This is a genomic window from Haliscomenobacter sp. (genome assembly GCF_965225875.1).
Lineage (GTDB): Bacteria > Bacteroidota > Bacteroidia > Chitinophagales > Saprospiraceae > Haliscomenobacter.
In genome coordinates, this window is record NZ_CBDDBS010000002.1 from 4,442,347 (window position 1) to 4,458,217 (window position 15,871).

Consider the following 15,871-nt stretch of genomic DNA (forward strand, 5'->3'; position numbering starts at 1 on the left):
TGGTGTGTGGGCAAATAGAACTTGCCCACACACCAAACCCCTAATTTTATGAAATCATATTGTAGCTTTTTATTGGTGCTGCTCCTCCCTGCTTTTTTACAAGCTCAATTTAGCGACGCCCTCTTGGGCAAAAAACCAATCCGCAATACGATCTGGCTGCAAAAAGTGAGCATTGGCAACTGGAACTTTACCTCCGGCGTCAACGACGGGTATTATTTGGTTGAGGATTCAAAATTGACCTTAAGACCAGATAGCACTTATGCTTTGCAACTGGAATTGGGCGGATACCCTCGGGTGCAGGATACCGCCTATTTGCGGGTATGGATTGACCTCAACCGGGACAAGGATTTTGAAGATGCTGGAGAACAGGTCTGGGAAGGCAAAACCCTGCATCGTGCAATCGCCCGGGGAGAGTTCAAATTACCTGCGGTGGAATCAGGAAACTATGTACTGCGGGTGCTGGCCTCCAAAAAAGCCTATGGTCCTCCAAGCGGGGAGCAGGCCGTAGTGATTGAAATGGAGGACTACCATTTTAGGATTGAGCGCTTGGCCCCTTGTAGATTCGATCAGGACGAGTATGTTCAAATTCTTAAATCTGATTTTACCTCCGCAACGATAACCCTAAAAAACAATGACCAAATTCGTTATGATTTACTCTTGACGATTAGGAATTTTTTCGAACCAAGCGATTTTCGCAGAAGGTATCAAAACGTTTCAACGGATACATTAAGGATTGAGGGGTTAAAGGAACGAGCTGACTACGAGCTTTTTGCCACCCTCACCTGCCCCAATGGCGACACGATTCAGGTGGGGCCCAAAAAATTGAGAGCAGCTTTTTCAGTTGGGTCAAATTGTGGTTCAAATAAAAGCAAAAGGATTTGGTTTAGTCAGGCAAACAAAACTACAATGATCGGTTTTGTGGCTGAATTTGACGACACCCGACTGCAAGGTAGGTTTAGGAAGAAAGGGGCTGATCAATGGCACCCCAAAATAAAAGAAGGTTTAAGGCAGGTCGTTTTCGATTCTTTACAAACAGATAGCCTATATGAATGCCAAATAAGATCGTTCTGTACGGACAATCAAAGCTGGGGAGATTGGTCAGAGATTGTCTTTTTTGCCGCAGAAACATGCAGGCCACCCAATGTGTACTCCACATATCTTGAATTTGAAATAAACAACCATCCCAACCTCAGGGTGTTTTGCAGAACCACTGGAGGCTTTCTTAACGAAGCATTGTATACCTGGTCGCATCGGGAACTGGGGACTCAGGTCTGGCAGGCTAAACCGACTTCCGATTTAGGGTATTTCAATTCATCGGGCCTTGAAGAGGGCAAAACCTATACATTCCAACTGAAAGTAGGTTGCGCAAATGGAAATTCAATGACAGTCTCCGACACTTTTACCATTCCTCCATTTTGTGCTGTGATTCAACCGAAGGAATTTTTTTTGCTGAATTTATCTGATACGCATGCTGGAATGTGGATGAGAACGGGCCGAAAAAAAGTGGGTTATGAATTTCGAATCAGGCCTAAAGGCGACTCCAGCTATACCTACATCAAATACAAGGAAGCACTGGTCACCATCCTCAATGACGTATTGACTATACGTAACTTGCAAGCCAATACGATGTATGAACTTTCTGCGCGGTTGATGTGTGGCCAGGATAGTGTAGGCTCAACCGATTGGTCGGCTCCATTTTTTTTCACCACCGGGTCTTGTCGCCTGCCAAAAGAGGGTGAAATAGCCCTGGTCGAGATGAATGCAAATCAGCCAGTCGTCCTATCCGCTGATTTCATCAACCATCTTGGAGGGATAAATTATGACTACCATTGGAAGATAAAAGCAGCAAATGAAACCCTGTGGAAATCGAGTTTGGTCAAAGGCACTAACCGAATATCCCTGAACAATCTGGTGTTAAATCAGACTTATGAAGTACAAGTGGTGGTCAAATGCCCCCTTGCGCCTAAAGATTCCTTGCGGTTTACGACCAAGTTTGTATACGCATTAGGCCAATGTAATCAAAAGCCCGATCTTACTTACCTCAGTTACACTTTGCGCAAAGATTCAACCTTAATAGCCGCTTTCAAATTGCCAGCCAATTACAAAGTACAAATCCGAGCCCGCCGATTCCATCAGGAATTTGCTTATTACACCCCCACTACCGATCTCCCTACTTACTACCTCTCAACGCTGGGACAAACCCTTGCCTTGCAATTTCGCCTCATCTGCCCCAATGGCAACATCAGTCCCTGGTCAGATACAATTTGGGTCGACCCCTCAAAACCTTTTGGGGAGGAAGAACTTCAGGGAGAAGATGCGGAGGATAAACAATTGAGACCTGCACAAAATGCGCGTTTATCCATCGCCCCCAATCCCAGCTCTGGCCAATTCTCCATCCTCTTTCCTGAAGAAATGGAGCCCCAACCCGAAGCTAAGCTGGAAATCCTGAACACTGCCGGGCAGCGCATCTGGAGCCTTAAAACCTCCATCGCTTCTGCTCAAACGCTGCCAATCGATTTGAGCAAACAAACACCTGGTTTGTACATCCTGCGCATTCAGGCAGGGCAAAAGGTATACACCGAGCGCATCATGATTGCTTCCAATCGTTGATATTGCCTCCCATCTCAAACCTCACTCCCCGAAAGTTCCAAACTTTCGGGGAGTTCTGATCAAAGCTAATATGCTTAATCTCCTGCCAGAAAAGCGGAAATCTTCCACTTACCTTGCTTGTTTTTATACAAAAAAAGCCGATAGCCAATTGGACTGTAGATGTACTTCCAAAAAACCCAACCCTTTTTATGGCTTGAGGTCTCAACTAGATACCACTCTGGATCACCAACAGCGTTTTTCCCACGAGTTTCATCTGAAAATTGAACAACATCATAGGTCAGTTGGGTAATGACTTTAGCAGATAAATCTGGCTTATCCCGGAAGTTTACATTTTTACCAGTTATAACACCCGCTGTGAAAACATCATCATCTCCTGTATCAAGATTATAAATGTAAGGGAATACAAAACTATACTCTCCAGTTCCTGCTTCTTGAGCAGTAAATCCCCCTCCAATATCTAGTATATGTTGCAGATGATGCCAAACCGAAATCGTATCCTTCGGCCAATGCCAATACTCTTTAAACTCCGCAATCCCCCCATCTCCGCCAAAACCATTCATGATGTCTTCATCCAGAACCGACAACAAAAATGCCTTATCTTTCTTCTTCACTGCCACTTTCAACTGATTGACAAAGGCGACCAGGGATTTGTCTTTACCGAGGTCATTGGGAGGGGGGAATTTACTAGGCTGGGCGTATCCTAACTGAGCAAATCCATAAATGACCAGAAAATTCAACATTATCTTTTTCATAGATTTATGTTTAGCAGACAATGGTCAAAAACTTGATTGACATTTAATCGATCATTCCTTATACAACAGATCTAATTTAAATTTGCTGTATTCATTCCAGGTATCTTTTTTAACGTCTTCCAGCTTATTATAATTGGATTTGCTGGTTGACAATAAAAATAGATAGTTTGAATAGGTTGAGCTGCTCCTACGCATGCGAAGCCTCAGTTCAAAACTACCGGATTCAAGTGTCTCACCAATTTTTTTATTCATTTGCTGCTTTGCTTCTTCGGTTTGTGCTATGAAATCGGTATTATTCGAGCTCCCAAGCTCGATGCTCAGCTCACAGTTGCCTTCAAAATTCAGCCAGTCTGGAAGAGTTTGATTTGGAAGCAATTGAACATCGTCTTTACGCGCGTTCCAAAATTTTATTCCTTCTTCTCTGGTCAAAAAATCATGTTGCTCCGTTCGAATTGGCGTAAAATCTTCTTGAAGTAACCTAAGAATAGCTGATTCTGATATGCTACAGATGGTATGGTCTTTATCAACAATTAAAGAATTACAATTGAAACAAATAGAAATTCCACCTTCATATTTTTTACCATTAAAAACAGCTAAATCGTAATCATAGCCACACCTACCCAAGGAGTCTTTTTTATCAAATACCCATTTCTTGGCAAGCTCCTTCAGCTTATTCAGATCATTCAGAAAGAAATGTTGTGGGTTTCCGTAACTTCTTTGGTCAAAAGCATAAAGAATATACTCCCCTGAGTCAAAATTGAAGCTTTCAAAGACATGAGCTTGGTTTAAATCATTGGACATAAAATGAGTTTTAATTTTAAGTTGAAGGCCAGTTTGTAATTCTAATGAGTAATTTCACCGAATTGGCTCCAGGAATGTGAAATTAAGCACATTCCTGGAACCTATTTTATAAAATCAGCATTTCTCTCTTGATTTTAGTCTTCAATCTTTCCGCTTCAATGACTCAGGAAAGCCCATTTTTCTCCGAAAATCCCCTATCTTTGCACCTTCAAAATTTTCAACTTCCATGTACAAGGAATTCAAGCAACTCAATTTACCGGAAATCGATCAAGAGATACGCGCATTTTGGGAAAAAGAGGGCATTTTTGAGAAGAGCATCGAGCAAAGAGCTGCCGAAAACAGTTATGTATTTTACGAAGGTCCGCCCTCGGCCAACGGGATGCCTGGCATCCACCACGTGATGGCGCGTACCATTAAAGATATTTTTTGTCGCTACCACACCATGAAAGGCCAGCGGGTGGAGCGCAAAGGCGGCTGGGATACCCACGGCTTGCCCATCGAGTTGAGTGTAGAAAAAGCCCTAGGCATCACCAAAGATGACATCGGCAAAAGCATCAGTGTAGACGAATACAACCAGAAGTGCCGCGAAACGGTGATGATGTACAAGGACCGTTGGGACGACATCACCCGCAAAACCGGCTACTGGGTTGACCTGGACAATCCCTACATCACTTACGAAAACGATTACATCGAGTCGGTTTGGTGGCTCTTGCAGCAATTGTACAAAAAGGGTTTGCTGTACAAAGGTTTCACCATCCAGCCTTACTCGCCCGCCGCAGGTACTGGCCTCAGCTCACACGAGTTGAACATGCCCGGCGCGTACAAGGAAATCAGCGATACTTCGGCAGTAGCCATGTTCAAAATAGTCGGCAGTGACAACGAGTACTTCCTGGCCTGGACCACCACGCCCTGGACCCTGCCTTCCAATACCGCCGTAGCCCTGGGGCGCAACATCACCTACCTGAAGGTGCGCACCTACAACCGCTACACCGGAGCACCCATCGTGGTGATTTTGGCCAAAGACCGCTTCAGCGCCTACTTCTCAGAGCAAAACCCCGACCTCAAACCCGAAGACCTCAAACCTGGCAACAAACCCATCCCCTACATTGAAATTGTAGCGGAATTGAAGGGCGCTGAGCTGGAAAATACCGAGTACGAGCAATTGTTGCCTTACGTGAAGCCGGATGGCCCGGCTTTCCGCGCACTGTTGGGCGATTTCGTGAGCACCGAGGACGGTACCGGGATCGTACACATCGCACCAACCTTTGGTTCGGACGACTTCAAGGTGGCCAAACAGTACGGTATTGTGCCCCTGATGGTCAAAGACGAATTGGGCAACGATATGCCACTGGTGGATCGCCACGGGCAATTTGTCAAAGAAGTGACCGACTTCGCAGGCCGCTACGTCAAAGACTACGGCCAGGTGGAAGAACGCCCTGTGGACGTCGACATTGTGATCAAACTCAAAGAGGAGAACAAACTGTTCGTCTCCGAAAAATACGTGCACTCCTACCCGCACTGCTGGCGTACCGACCGCCCGGTGTTGTACTACCCGCTCGACAGCTGGTTCATCAAGGCTTCGGCCATGAAGGAGCGCATGTTCGAGCTGAACCAAACCATCAACTGGAAACCCGCTTCAACGGGTGAAGGCCGTTTCGGCAAATGGCTCGAAAACCTGCAGGACTGGAACCTCTCCCGCTCGCGCTACTGGGGCATCCCGCTCCCAATCTGGCGCAACAAGGAGGGGACTTTGGAAAAATGCATCGGCTCGGTTGAGGAGCTGCAAAATGAGGTCAACAAGGCCAATACTGCCCTGGGCAAAAACCAGGCTGTACCCAAAGACCTGCACCGCCCCTACATTGACGAGATCGTGCTGGTGGCCGACAACGGCGAGCCGCTGTACCGCGAGCTCGACCTGATCGACGTTTGGTTCGACTCAGGCGCCATGCCTTATGCGCAATGGCACTATCCTTTTGAAAACAAGGAAGACTTCCAGTTCCGTTACCCTGCCGACTTCATCGCCGAGGGTGTGGATCAAACCCGGGGCTGGTTCTACACCCTGCACGCCATCGCTGTGATGGTGTTCGATAGTGTGGCCTTCAAAAACGTAGTGTCCAATGGTTTGGTGCTGGACAAAAACGGCCAGAAAATGTCCAAACGCCTGGGCAACGCGGTAGACCCCTTCGAAACGGTCGACAAATACGGCGCCGACGCCACCCGTTGGTACATGATCTCCAACGCCCAAGTGTGGGACAACCTGCGTTTTGACCTGGCTGGCATCGAAGAAACGACCCGTTTGTTTTTTGGCAAACTGTTCAATACCTACTCCTTCTTCGCATTGTACGCCAACATCGACAAGTTCCGCCACATGGAGGCCGATATCCCGATGTGGCAACGCCCCGAGATCGACCGCTGGATCCTCTCTGCACTGCATAGCCTCATCAACGAGGTAGACGCCGACTTGGCGCAATACGAGTCGACCAACGCTGCCCGTAAGATGATGCAGTTTGTGGACGAGCAATTGAGCAACTGGTATATCCGCCTCTGCCGCCGCCGCTTCTGGAAGGGCGACTATACCGACGATAAAATCTCGGCCTATCAAACCTTGTACGAGTGTTTGACGACCCTGGCCAAGTTGATGGCGCCCATCGCGCCCTTCTTTGCCGACTGGTTGTACCAAAACCTGAACAAGGTAACCCGCCACGAAGCCTACGAATCGGTGCACCTCGCCCTGATCGAGCCCGCTGGCGACGACATGATCGACAAAGGTTTGGAGGAAAGGATGGATTATGCCCAGCGCATTTCCTCGCTAGTGCTTTCGCTGCGCAAAAAGCACAAAATCAACGTGCGCCAGCCGCTGCAAAAGGTGATCCTGCCCGTGTTGGACGAGACCTTCATCGAACAACTGGACGCGGTGAAAGACTTGATCAAGTCGGAAGTAAACGTGAAGGAAATCGAATACCTGACCGATGCTTCGGGTCTGCTCAAAAAGCGCATCAAGCCCAACTTCAAGACCCTCGGCAAACGCCTGGGGCCACACATGAAAGCCGCCCAGGAAATCATCAACAACCTGAGCCAGGCCGACATCAACGCCATCGAAAAGAACAAAGAATATACCCTGGAGGTCGGCGGCACCAGCTTCGACCTGAACCTGGAAGATTTCGAAATCGCCGCTGAAGACATCCCCGGCTGGTTGGTCGCCAACGACGGCCCACTGACCGTAGCACTCGACATTACGCTCACGCCCGCTCTGGTGGCTGAGGGCATGGCCCGCGAACTGGTCAACCGCATCCAGAACATCCGCAAAACCCGCGACTTCAACGTGACCGACCGCATCCAAATCGACTTGGAGAAACACCCGGCCGTGGAGGAAGCGGTAGCCCAGTTTGGGCAGTACATCAGCGATGAGGTACTGGCGGTGAGGTTGGATTTGGTAGCAGGGGTTGAAGGGGAAGTGCTGGATCTGCCGGAAGAGGTGACGGTGAAGGTGAGGGTGGAATTGGCATAGACCACTAAGATTGCAACTGGTAACTAGTCAATTTAGTTGCCAGTTGCAGTTGACTTTAGATAAAAATTATCAAGTGAGATTAACATCCCTATTTTTAGATACATCCATTATTGAGCATGCTTTCAAAAAAAGTAGCCTCCATTGGCCCACCATGCAATTGCTAGAGCTTTGCAAACCAGGAGGTAAGTACTGCGCCTATTTTTCATTGATGTCTATTCATGAGTTACTTCAAAAGTACACTAAGTTAGAAGTTGATCAGATTGTTGAGGTACTTAAAGACCATTCCGTCAAATTATTGATGCACTATCCCCCAAGATCAGCGGACTACATGGCCATTAATTTTAAATACAGGCAAAACCTAGGACTAACAAACGAATACAACTTTTATCATCTTGCTTGCTACATCATCTCAAAAGTAGAACACTACGTAACCTGGAATTTTACGGATTTAATCAACCTGCAAGTCAAAGAAAATTTGTTCCGTGACTTCTTGTCGAATGGCTATTATCATCGGTATATGAATATTCAAGACCCGCAGTTTTACATTGGGGATCGTAGTAGGTACTACCAAATACAAGTTGAGGATATTCCAGGCTCCGAGCCAGTAATCATCAATTCTAGTTCTCTCAACAGTGAATTTATTTATGAAGAAATTCAGAATTCATTTAGCTCCGGTACGTTTCATTCGATTGATGTAGAACAAGAATCACTGCCCCTGGAACGATATCGCCAAGATATGATTGTCAACAAATGGGTGAGTGATTTGGATGGAATTGAGTTCAATGTCAGAAATTATGAGGATGAAATTCAAAGGGGAGAAATTCCATTGCTTCGACCCGAAGGAAACCAGGCCGGTGATATGGAGTATAATCTTTTCAAAATAGAAATTACTGAAGGAGCCGAAATAGTCAAGGGGTTATTGGATGAGTCTGTTTTTCGAGTTCCGCTAAGAGAGGAAACAGACCTTAGTCCTGAAGAGTACAGGAAGCTTAAAACCAAGGATATATTTAATCAACTTGTGCCTTTAATCCGAGAAAGAATAGACTATGATGGGAAAAATTATGCCCCTTTTGAACAAGACGACATTGTAGCAATATTGCCAGTTCAAAATCTTGATTGTGAGCTAGCTAACGCTTGTCTATCTATTAAAAACTATTACAAAGTCAAAAGAGAGGCAATTGACTTTTTAGAGTTTATAGTATTGCATGATTGGTCAAATTATCGAGCTTTTAAAACAGTAAAGAAATGGATCAGCTATCATGACTATGGAGATGGTGCTGTTGACGAGCGGAATACCATTTTTATGATTGATCAAGAAGGCCGGAATATCATCATCATTTTGATTCACTGCTTTATTGATTAAGGAAGCAAGATAGCAACTCCAAAACGCTGGAAGATGAAAAACATGATCACCAACTCATTCTCAAACAAAAAATCCTTCTAAGCGATACATTAGCCGAAGTCATCTACAAGGGAATCGTCATTACGGGATCATACCACGCACAAACCAATTGGGAAAAAGATATCCTGATGTGGTTTTCTGAAAAAAATCCACGCCTGAGTGGTGCAGGAATGGCAGGGTTTAATGTGACGACTATGGGGAGGGGAGGGCAGTTGCGATTGAAGCGATGAACTCATCCTTACCCGCCGTAGGCGGAAAAAATCCGTTTTCGTCAGTTCCATCCGTTCCATCCGTTTTCAATCCTGTCGCTGTGGTTGAATTTGCTCCTACTTCCCCATTTATTCCGATATTTAGGCCATAAATTAACCAACAAAATGACCTTCCACTACCTCGCCCGCCGCACCCACCGCTACCTTGGCCTTTTTCTGGGTATTCAGTTCCTGATGTGGACCATTGGCGGCCTCTATTTCAGCTGGTCCGACATGGACTACATCCACGGGGATTACCAGCGTAAGGCAGCCCCTATGTTGCAGGTACAGGATAGTTTGGCTTCCCCCAGTCTGGTGTTGAAAAACCTGGCTGCTCGTCACCCTATTGATCAAGTGGCCAGCATTCAGCTCATCGACATTTTGGGCAAGCCCACTTATCGGGTGGAGATCGTGCACGGCATGCACCACAAGCTATTCTTTTTGGCCGATGCCGGTTCAGGTGAAATCCGCCCCGCGTTGAGCAAAAAAGAAGCCGTGGCGATGGCCACCCAACAATTCAATGGAGCGCCCAAAATCACCAAAGTCCAATACCTGACCAGCACCAATGGCCACCACGAATACCGTGAAAATCCGCTGCCTGCTTATGCCATTCGGTTCGACCACCCCAGCCGAACCACGGTGTATGTGGCAACGGAGCTGGGCGCAGTGACCAAGTTCCGCAATGAAAAGTGGCGCATTTTTGATTTTTTGTGGATGTTGCACACGATGGATTACCAATCGCGGGACAATTTGGGGAATGTGCTGCTGCGGGTGTTTTCGATCATGGGGCTGTGTACGATTGCTTCGGGCTTTTTGTTGTTTTGGTTGAGCCGGAAAAAGACACGATAACTGCTTAGGTGATCCTTCAGTGGCTTAGGTTTCTTAGGTGGTAAAAAACTTATTTCACCACCTAAGAAACCTAAGCCACTGAAGACACACCTAAGCAGGATAAGCTTAAAATTGAGAATGTCGAATCCAATCCCTTCGTATCTTTACCTCTTTCAACCCAAACAACATGAGCCAACCCGCCTACGTACTCCTCATCGACTGTGCCGACCAGAAGGGCCTCGTTTACAAAATTACCAGCGTTTTGTACAGCCAGAATGTGAACATCATCGGCAACCAGGAATTTGTGGAACGCGAGCAAGACCGCTTCTTCATGCGCACCGACTTTTCGGGCAAAATCAACGACGCCCATATCCTGGAAGAACTGCGCAAAGTACTCCCCCCGGACGCCAGCATCAGCCTGCGGCAAAAACGGGCCAAAAGCATCGTTTTGCTGGTCACCAAAGAACAACACTGCCTGGGAGAATTACTGGTGCGCCACCAGTTCAACGAACTCAATGCCAATATCCTGGCGGTCATTGGCAACCATGATACCCTTAAACCTTTTACCCACCAGTTCGGGGTCAATTTTCACCTGGTTTCCCACGAAGGCAAAAGCCGCGAGCAACACGAACGGGAGGTGCTGGAAGTAGTGCAACGCTACAACCCGGAATACCTGGTTTTGGCCAAATACATGCGCATTTTATCTCCGGAATTTGTGCGGAATTTTCCCAATCGCATCATCAACATCCACCACTCCTTTTTGCCCGCATTCATTGGGGCTAATCCTTATCGCCAGGCTTATGAGCGCGGTGTAAAAATCATTGGCGCCACCGCCCATTTTGTCAACAACGACTTGGACGAAGGCCCGATCCTGATGCAAAACGTCATTCCAGTGGATCACACCTACTCCGTGCAAGACATGATGCAAAGTGGCCGCGATGTGGAGAAAATTGTGCTCGCCCATGCCCTCAAACTGGTCTTTAACGACAAGGTGGCCGTAGTGGGCAATAAGACGATTATTTTTGATTGAAGTGGTGTGGTTTTACCCTTTTTTTTTACACCTAAACTGAAAAATTATGGAATTCAAAGGACTACGCACCTGTATTTACAAGGTGAACGACATTGAAAAAGCGAAGGCCTGGTATAGCGAAGTGTTGGGCTTCGCCCCTTATTTCGATGAGCCTTTTTATGTGGGCTACAATGTAGCTGGTTATGAATTAGGCCTGATTCCTGACGAAGGAAACCCTGCAACACATGAGGGCGGCGTACATACCTATTGGGCAGTAGAGGATGTGGAGGGCATGTTCCAACGCTTGTTGGGCATGGGCGCGAGTGCCTACGAAGCGCCGAATGAAGTCGGCGGAGGCATTGTGGTAGGTATGGTTAAAGACCCTTGGGGGAATTTATTCGGGATGATTTACAACCCGCATTTTAGCCTGGCTTGAAAGTAAGGCTAAATACAAAAAGGGTGAATAAACAATCGCCTATTCACCCTTTTTGTATTTCCTTATTTCGACATTCCAAAGTTATCGATCCACTCCAACATGCCCCCTTCCAGGTTGCGCACTTTTGTGAAACCGGCCTCTTTCAGCTGGTACTGTACGCTGGCGCTGCGGCGGCCAGAGCGGCAGTAAACAACAACCTCGTCATCTTTGTGGCTGATCAAGCTGGAAATAACCATGGGGAAATTGCCCATTGGAATCAAGTTCCCACCCACATTGAATTCTTCGTGTTCGTATGGTTCGCGCACGTCGATGAGGACAAAATCATCGTTACGTGCAAGTTTTTCTTTCAATTCTTGTACAGTAATGTCCATGATTATTCTAGTTTTTGTGTTTCTTACCCGATTAGTGAACAACGTCAACATGGCGCAAAATTAGTGGTGAAATGTGGTTCCCGAATAATGCGCCGCAAATGTATTCATTTTTAGAGATTTGCAAGCAATCTCAAAAGTTAATCATTCTCAAATTCACTTTCCGTACTTACGGGTGCTTCCGTGGGGCAATCCGTAGGTCGTTTGCGGGTTAGGAACAATTTGAGCTCTGCACCCGACTTCATCGTTGAATCGGCATGAAAGGCTGGTTCCTGCTTCCATACATAATAACCAACAGGTCGACTGGCTGGATTGTTGTCATCTGTTTCTAAAACCAACTTGACGCCGCTGTTGCTGATGATGAATTCTGCTTCATCGTAGGTTTTGCACAACACATCGGGGATGGGCACATCGCCAGTATTGCGCACGGATACCACCAGAATAACTTTGGAAGCCTTGGGCACCTCAATTCCCGTCTTCAACTCGGTAGCGGTGTATTGTCGGCCATTGTACTTGACGAACATTACCGTATTTTCTTCCAATTGACGGTCAAACAGGTATTCAATTTTACCCACCTTTATGCCTTTCGCGTTCAGGGCATTGGTGTAAACGGACAATTCATCCCGCCCGACCAGATCGGGAAGGTTCACCATCGGTGCTTGGCCACTGGTGATCACCACGTAGATGTTGCGGCTATTTTTGACCCGGGCTGGTGGCTTGGGATCTTGATCTACAATGATTCCCGGCGCTTTGTCGGGATCAAACTGCGTAGAACTAACCACAATCCTGAAACTGGCCAGACGTGCCTTAGCCTTGGCATCTTCGAGGCTCAAACCCCTGAAGTCGCGCAACTCCATGGACTCGCCATGGTGGGTATAAATTTTTATTCCGGTGGTAAGGCCAAAAAATACTAAAAAAATGAAGGCTGCTAAAGCCAGGGCATTTTTGATGAATAGTGTAGACACAAAAAATCCGATTGTATCGTTGAGGAATTCTTTAAAGCGGGCTTCGACCCCGTAGCTGGGTACTTCGGGAAGTGGCGTGCTAGGATCTATTTCCTTTGGCGCTACTTCGGGCAGGCTTACGAGGGGAGCAGTAACAGGTTCAGTTGTTGGAATGCTGGCGATTGGGATGCTTACCTTAGGTGCAGCAACAACTTCTGCGACCATGGTTGAAGCTAGTTCCGCGTATTTTTTGCTCTCGCTCAGGACCTGATCCAGCTGGACAAAAGGAGTAATACCCGCCAGCCCCGCTTGTTGCAAAACACCCTTCCCGTAGTGAAATGGAGGCAATGTGTTGGCCTCCAACAAAATGACTTCAGGGTTGGTGTTTTCGTAAATGCGGACAAACCCATCAATAGTGGCCAAGCCAAAAATATTGAGGATGCGTGCTGCTTTTTCAAAATCAGCCTTGACCTGGGTGCTTAGGAATTGTTGATCCTGCGGATTTTTGGAAAAACGCGCCGGAATAACCGGATACCCCTGCCCGGGAATGATTTCTGCCAGGTCAAAAACCTGGTATTTCATACTGCCTTCAATGGTTGGCGAAGCCATTACGGTAGCGGAAATTTCCAAAAAATGCCGGGCACCTTCAGGGCCGATCATCGACTCCAACAGGACTTCTTCCGCATACGGAAATTCAGCTTTGGGCTTTAATTTGAGGATCTTGCGGTACTCCACCCCATCGGCACCCTGAGGCCGAAACATCAAGCGCAGGTAGGCTTCCAAATCTCCCCGGTTGCGGATCGCTTTGACGGCAATGCCTCCGTTTTGATCAATGGGTTTTGCCACAAAGGGATAACTCAAACGGGTTTCAATCTTTTGAAAGGCTTCCTCTGCACTGAGTTCAAAGGCACGTTTGCTGAGTACCAATTGCTGCGGGCCCTGGAAACCATTGCGTTTCCATACCTCCAGCGTTTGGACTTTATTGACGGCGATGTGAGAGGTCTTGTGGCCGGAACCATTGTAGGGAATTTTGCGGGCCTCCAATTCTTGTTGCAATTGGCCATCTTCACCAGGGCGACCCTGCAAGGCAATAAATGCCTGATCAATCATCCGCGCCAAGTCATCCAAACTGCGTTTTTGCGCACTGGCATTTGCACTGCCACTGGCATACTTGACCAGAATGTCGGCACTGCGGTTGCGCAGGGCCTCAACTTCTTCAATGGCAGCAGGGACTTTGTGCAGAGCTTTGCAAATGCTATCGACGTCGGGCAAAAACAGCATGGCACCAGGCGTCTGGTAATATTCCCATTGTTGGGCATTCCCCGTCAACAATACAGGGATAGGGTCATATTCTTCGGTGCCGGAAAGTACTTCGTATACGTGGCGGGCGGTTTGTAGGGTCAGATTGCGCTCCACCCCATAACCACCGTAAAACAGTGCTACTTTGGTTTTTTTCTCATCTTGTGGCCGCCAATTGCGCACCAACTCGTCCAGATATTGCAGCAAGGAACGCAGGCTAGCGTCTTGCCCTTGTTCATTCACTCTGGCCTGCAAAGAAGAACGAATCAGGTAAGTCAAGAGTTGGGAAGGACTGAGCCCAATGGCTGCACCAGCGTGCAACATTTGGGTAGGCAGGAAGGGCTCGGGGTTGGGTAACACCTGCTCAATGTACACCTTACCTTGCGCATCAATACATCCCCTTACACCCACATAAGCCTGAATTTCCAGCGCGGTAAACAAGCGTTCACAGACCACCCGAATGGCGGCTGACTGCTCACGGGAAAATGGAGCCGGGGCCACATTATCCGCCTCAAAGGGTTCGGGCAAAAGTGCTACGGGGCTGCCATCTTCTTTTTCCAATACCAGACAAGAGAATTTGAGCCAATCAGGATTTTCCTGAATACTGAGCTGGGCAGCGGTGTAGTTGCCTTCCAAAACCATTTGTGCCTGCTCTTCCAATATTTCAGAAGCCAGGCGATTTAAGGTTTTGAGCAACTCTTCGGGGTGAAAAACGGAATATTGCTGACCATTTGCCTCCACCCGAATCGGGAAACCCAGGCCCTCACTGGCGTTGAGCAATAAACGGACATGATCAATGCGGTCGTATTCACTGCGTTTCAACCAATCACCAACCAGGATGATTTCGCGGCCAAAAACGGCGTCTACCGCTTCTCGGAAAGTTTCGGTGTCATCGTGTTCATTCACCACGATCTGGTGCTCAATGGCACTTTGTGCGGTGGAACCAATACTTACTGGGAAACCAACCTCCTGATGCACTTTGCTGAGCAAAGCGGCCAGGTCTCCTCCCAGCCAGTCCTGCCGATTCAGGGTGATTTGCCTAAGGGTATAAAAACCTTTGGCCTTGAGCAGTGGAATGAGTTTGGACTGGTCACTAAAAGTGGCACAAAGACTACTGTTGCTGCCCGAGTAGGGAATCCGCAGTTCTTCCAGGCGCAGTTGCAAAGCTCCGAATTCGCCCGGCATGAGCAAAAAGGCGAAATTGATGAGTTCGGGAAGTTCCGCTGCTTTGATGGGTTCGCCCATTTTTTGGAAATGGCGATCCAATTCATCCGGGGGAAGGTTTCCTAAACTTTCGATGTAAACGCGAAACTGGTTAGGTGAGGGTGGGCAGAGTTCTGGTGCAGGGCAAAAGTCGCGGATATTGGGTTGAAAAATACTCTGCCAATCTAGGAGAATGATGTTCTCCAGGCTGTCCACAAAAATGGGTACAGGCTCAAAACAACCACGGTTTAGGTAATTGTAAGCGGTTCGTCCTACATCAAAGGAACGTTCCTTTATGCGGGATGCGCCGCCAAAAAAAATGCCGACTTTTATTTTCATAGGTCTGTTGCAGAAAATTCGGCGATAAAATACGAAAAAAGTTTAGAAGTTGAGGAGTTTAGAAGTTTAGGCTACCGCGAGTAACTTTGACAAAATCCTCGTCTAAGTCGCTCGCGGTAGCCTA

10 protein-coding genes are annotated in these 15,871 nt (G+C 47.4%); 6 read left to right on the forward strand and 4 right to left on the reverse strand.

Annotated features, from left to right (window positions below; genetic code table 11):
• Positions 1–48 precede the first annotated feature (48 nt).
• Positions 49–2,610: a T9SS type A sorting domain-containing protein gene (locus ACO08K_RS20040; RefSeq protein WP_421798198.1), complete on the forward strand. Its 2,562-nt coding sequence runs from the start codon at positions 49–51 to the stop codon at positions 2,608–2,610.
• Between the two features lie 74 nt (positions 2,611–2,684).
• Here ACO08K_RS20040 and ACO08K_RS20045 read toward each other — a convergent pair whose 3' ends face one another.
• Both ACO08K_RS20045 and ACO08K_RS20050 read right to left on the reverse strand, forming a co-directional pair.
• Complete coding sequence (locus tag ACO08K_RS20045; RefSeq protein ID WP_421798199.1) at positions 2,685–3,362, reverse strand: SH3 domain-containing protein; 678 nt, start codon at positions 3,360–3,362, stop codon at positions 2,685–2,687.
• A 51-nt stretch (positions 3,363–3,413) separates the two neighbouring features.
• On the reverse strand, positions 3,414–4,163 hold the full coding sequence (locus ACO08K_RS20050) for a hypothetical protein (RefSeq protein ID WP_421798200.1): 750 nt from the start codon (positions 4,161–4,163) through the stop codon (positions 3,414–3,416).
• Positions 4,164–4,389: 226 nt separating this feature from the next.
• Here ACO08K_RS20050 and ileS point away from each other — a divergent pair, with 226 nt between their 5' ends.
• The 5 genes from ileS (at position 4,390) to ACO08K_RS20075 (ending at position 11,594) form a co-directional block, all read left to right on the forward strand.
• The gene (gene ileS / locus ACO08K_RS20055; protein ID WP_421798201.1) at positions 4,390–7,671 is read left to right on the forward strand and encodes an isoleucine--tRNA ligase; all 3,282 of its coding nucleotides are present in this window, start codon (positions 4,390–4,392) and stop codon (positions 7,669–7,671) included.
• 151 nt (positions 7,672–7,822) lie between these two features.
• A complete protein-coding gene (locus tag ACO08K_RS20060) occupies positions 7,823–9,034 on the forward strand; it encodes a hypothetical protein (protein WP_421798202.1) in 1,212 nt (403 codons plus the stop codon).
• Positions 9,035–9,447: 413 nt separating this feature from the next.
• Positions 9,448–10,170, forward strand: coding sequence for a PepSY domain-containing protein (locus ACO08K_RS20065; protein ID WP_421798203.1), 723 nt, complete (start codon positions 9,448–9,450; stop codon positions 10,168–10,170).
• A 166-nt stretch (positions 10,171–10,336) separates the two neighbouring features.
• A complete protein-coding gene (purU, locus tag ACO08K_RS20070; protein WP_421798204.1) occupies positions 10,337–11,179 on the forward strand; it encodes a formyltetrahydrofolate deformylase in 843 nt (280 codons plus the stop codon).
• Positions 11,180–11,225: 46 nt separating this feature from the next.
• Positions 11,226–11,594 (forward strand): VOC family protein, encoded by a 369-nt coding sequence (locus ACO08K_RS20075; protein WP_421798205.1) that lies wholly within the window; start codon positions 11,226–11,228, stop codon positions 11,592–11,594.
• Positions 11,595–11,656: 62 nt separating this feature from the next.
• On the opposite strand, the gene ACO08K_RS20080 is transcribed toward ACO08K_RS20075, so the two are convergent.
• Positions 11,657–11,965: a rhodanese-like domain-containing protein gene (locus ACO08K_RS20080; RefSeq protein ID WP_421798206.1), complete on the reverse strand. Its 309-nt coding sequence runs from the start codon at positions 11,963–11,965 to the stop codon at positions 11,657–11,659.
• Positions 11,966–12,102: 137 nt separating this feature from the next.
• Positions 12,103–15,747 (reverse strand): PASTA domain-containing protein, encoded by a 3,645-nt coding sequence (locus ACO08K_RS20085; protein WP_421798207.1) that lies wholly within the window; start codon positions 15,745–15,747, stop codon positions 12,103–12,105.
• Between the last annotated feature and the right edge of the window lie 124 nt (positions 15,748–15,871).

Coding starts and splice junctions, on each gene's coding strand:
- ACO08K_RS20065 (WP_421798203.1), top strand. CDS start 9,448: ATGACCTTCCACTACCTCGCCCGCCGCACCCACCGCTACCTTGGCCTT.
- ACO08K_RS20080 (WP_421798206.1), bottom strand. CDS start 11,965: ATGGACATTACTGTACAAGAATTGAAAGAAAAACTTGCACGTAACGAT.
- purU (WP_421798204.1), top strand. CDS start 10,337: ATGAGCCAACCCGCCTACGTACTCCTCATCGACTGTGCCGACCAGAAG.
- ACO08K_RS20045 (WP_421798199.1), bottom strand. CDS start 3,362: ATGAAAAAGATAATGTTGAATTTTCTGGTCATTTATGGATTTGCTCAG.
- ileS (WP_421798201.1), top strand. CDS start 4,390: ATGTACAAGGAATTCAAGCAACTCAATTTACCGGAAATCGATCAAGAG.
- ACO08K_RS20050 (WP_421798200.1), bottom strand. CDS start 4,163: ATGTCCAATGATTTAAACCAAGCTCATGTCTTTGAAAGCTTCAATTTT.
- ACO08K_RS20060 (WP_421798202.1), top strand. CDS start 7,823: ATGCAATTGCTAGAGCTTTGCAAACCAGGAGGTAAGTACTGCGCCTAT.
- ACO08K_RS20085 (WP_421798207.1), bottom strand. CDS start 15,747: ATGAAAATAAAAGTCGGCATTTTTTTTGGCGGCGCATCCCGCATAAAG.
- ACO08K_RS20075 (WP_421798205.1), top strand. CDS start 11,226: ATGGAATTCAAAGGACTACGCACCTGTATTTACAAGGTGAACGACATT.
- ACO08K_RS20040 (WP_421798198.1), top strand. CDS start 49: ATGAAATCATATTGTAGCTTTTTATTGGTGCTGCTCCTCCCTGCTTTT.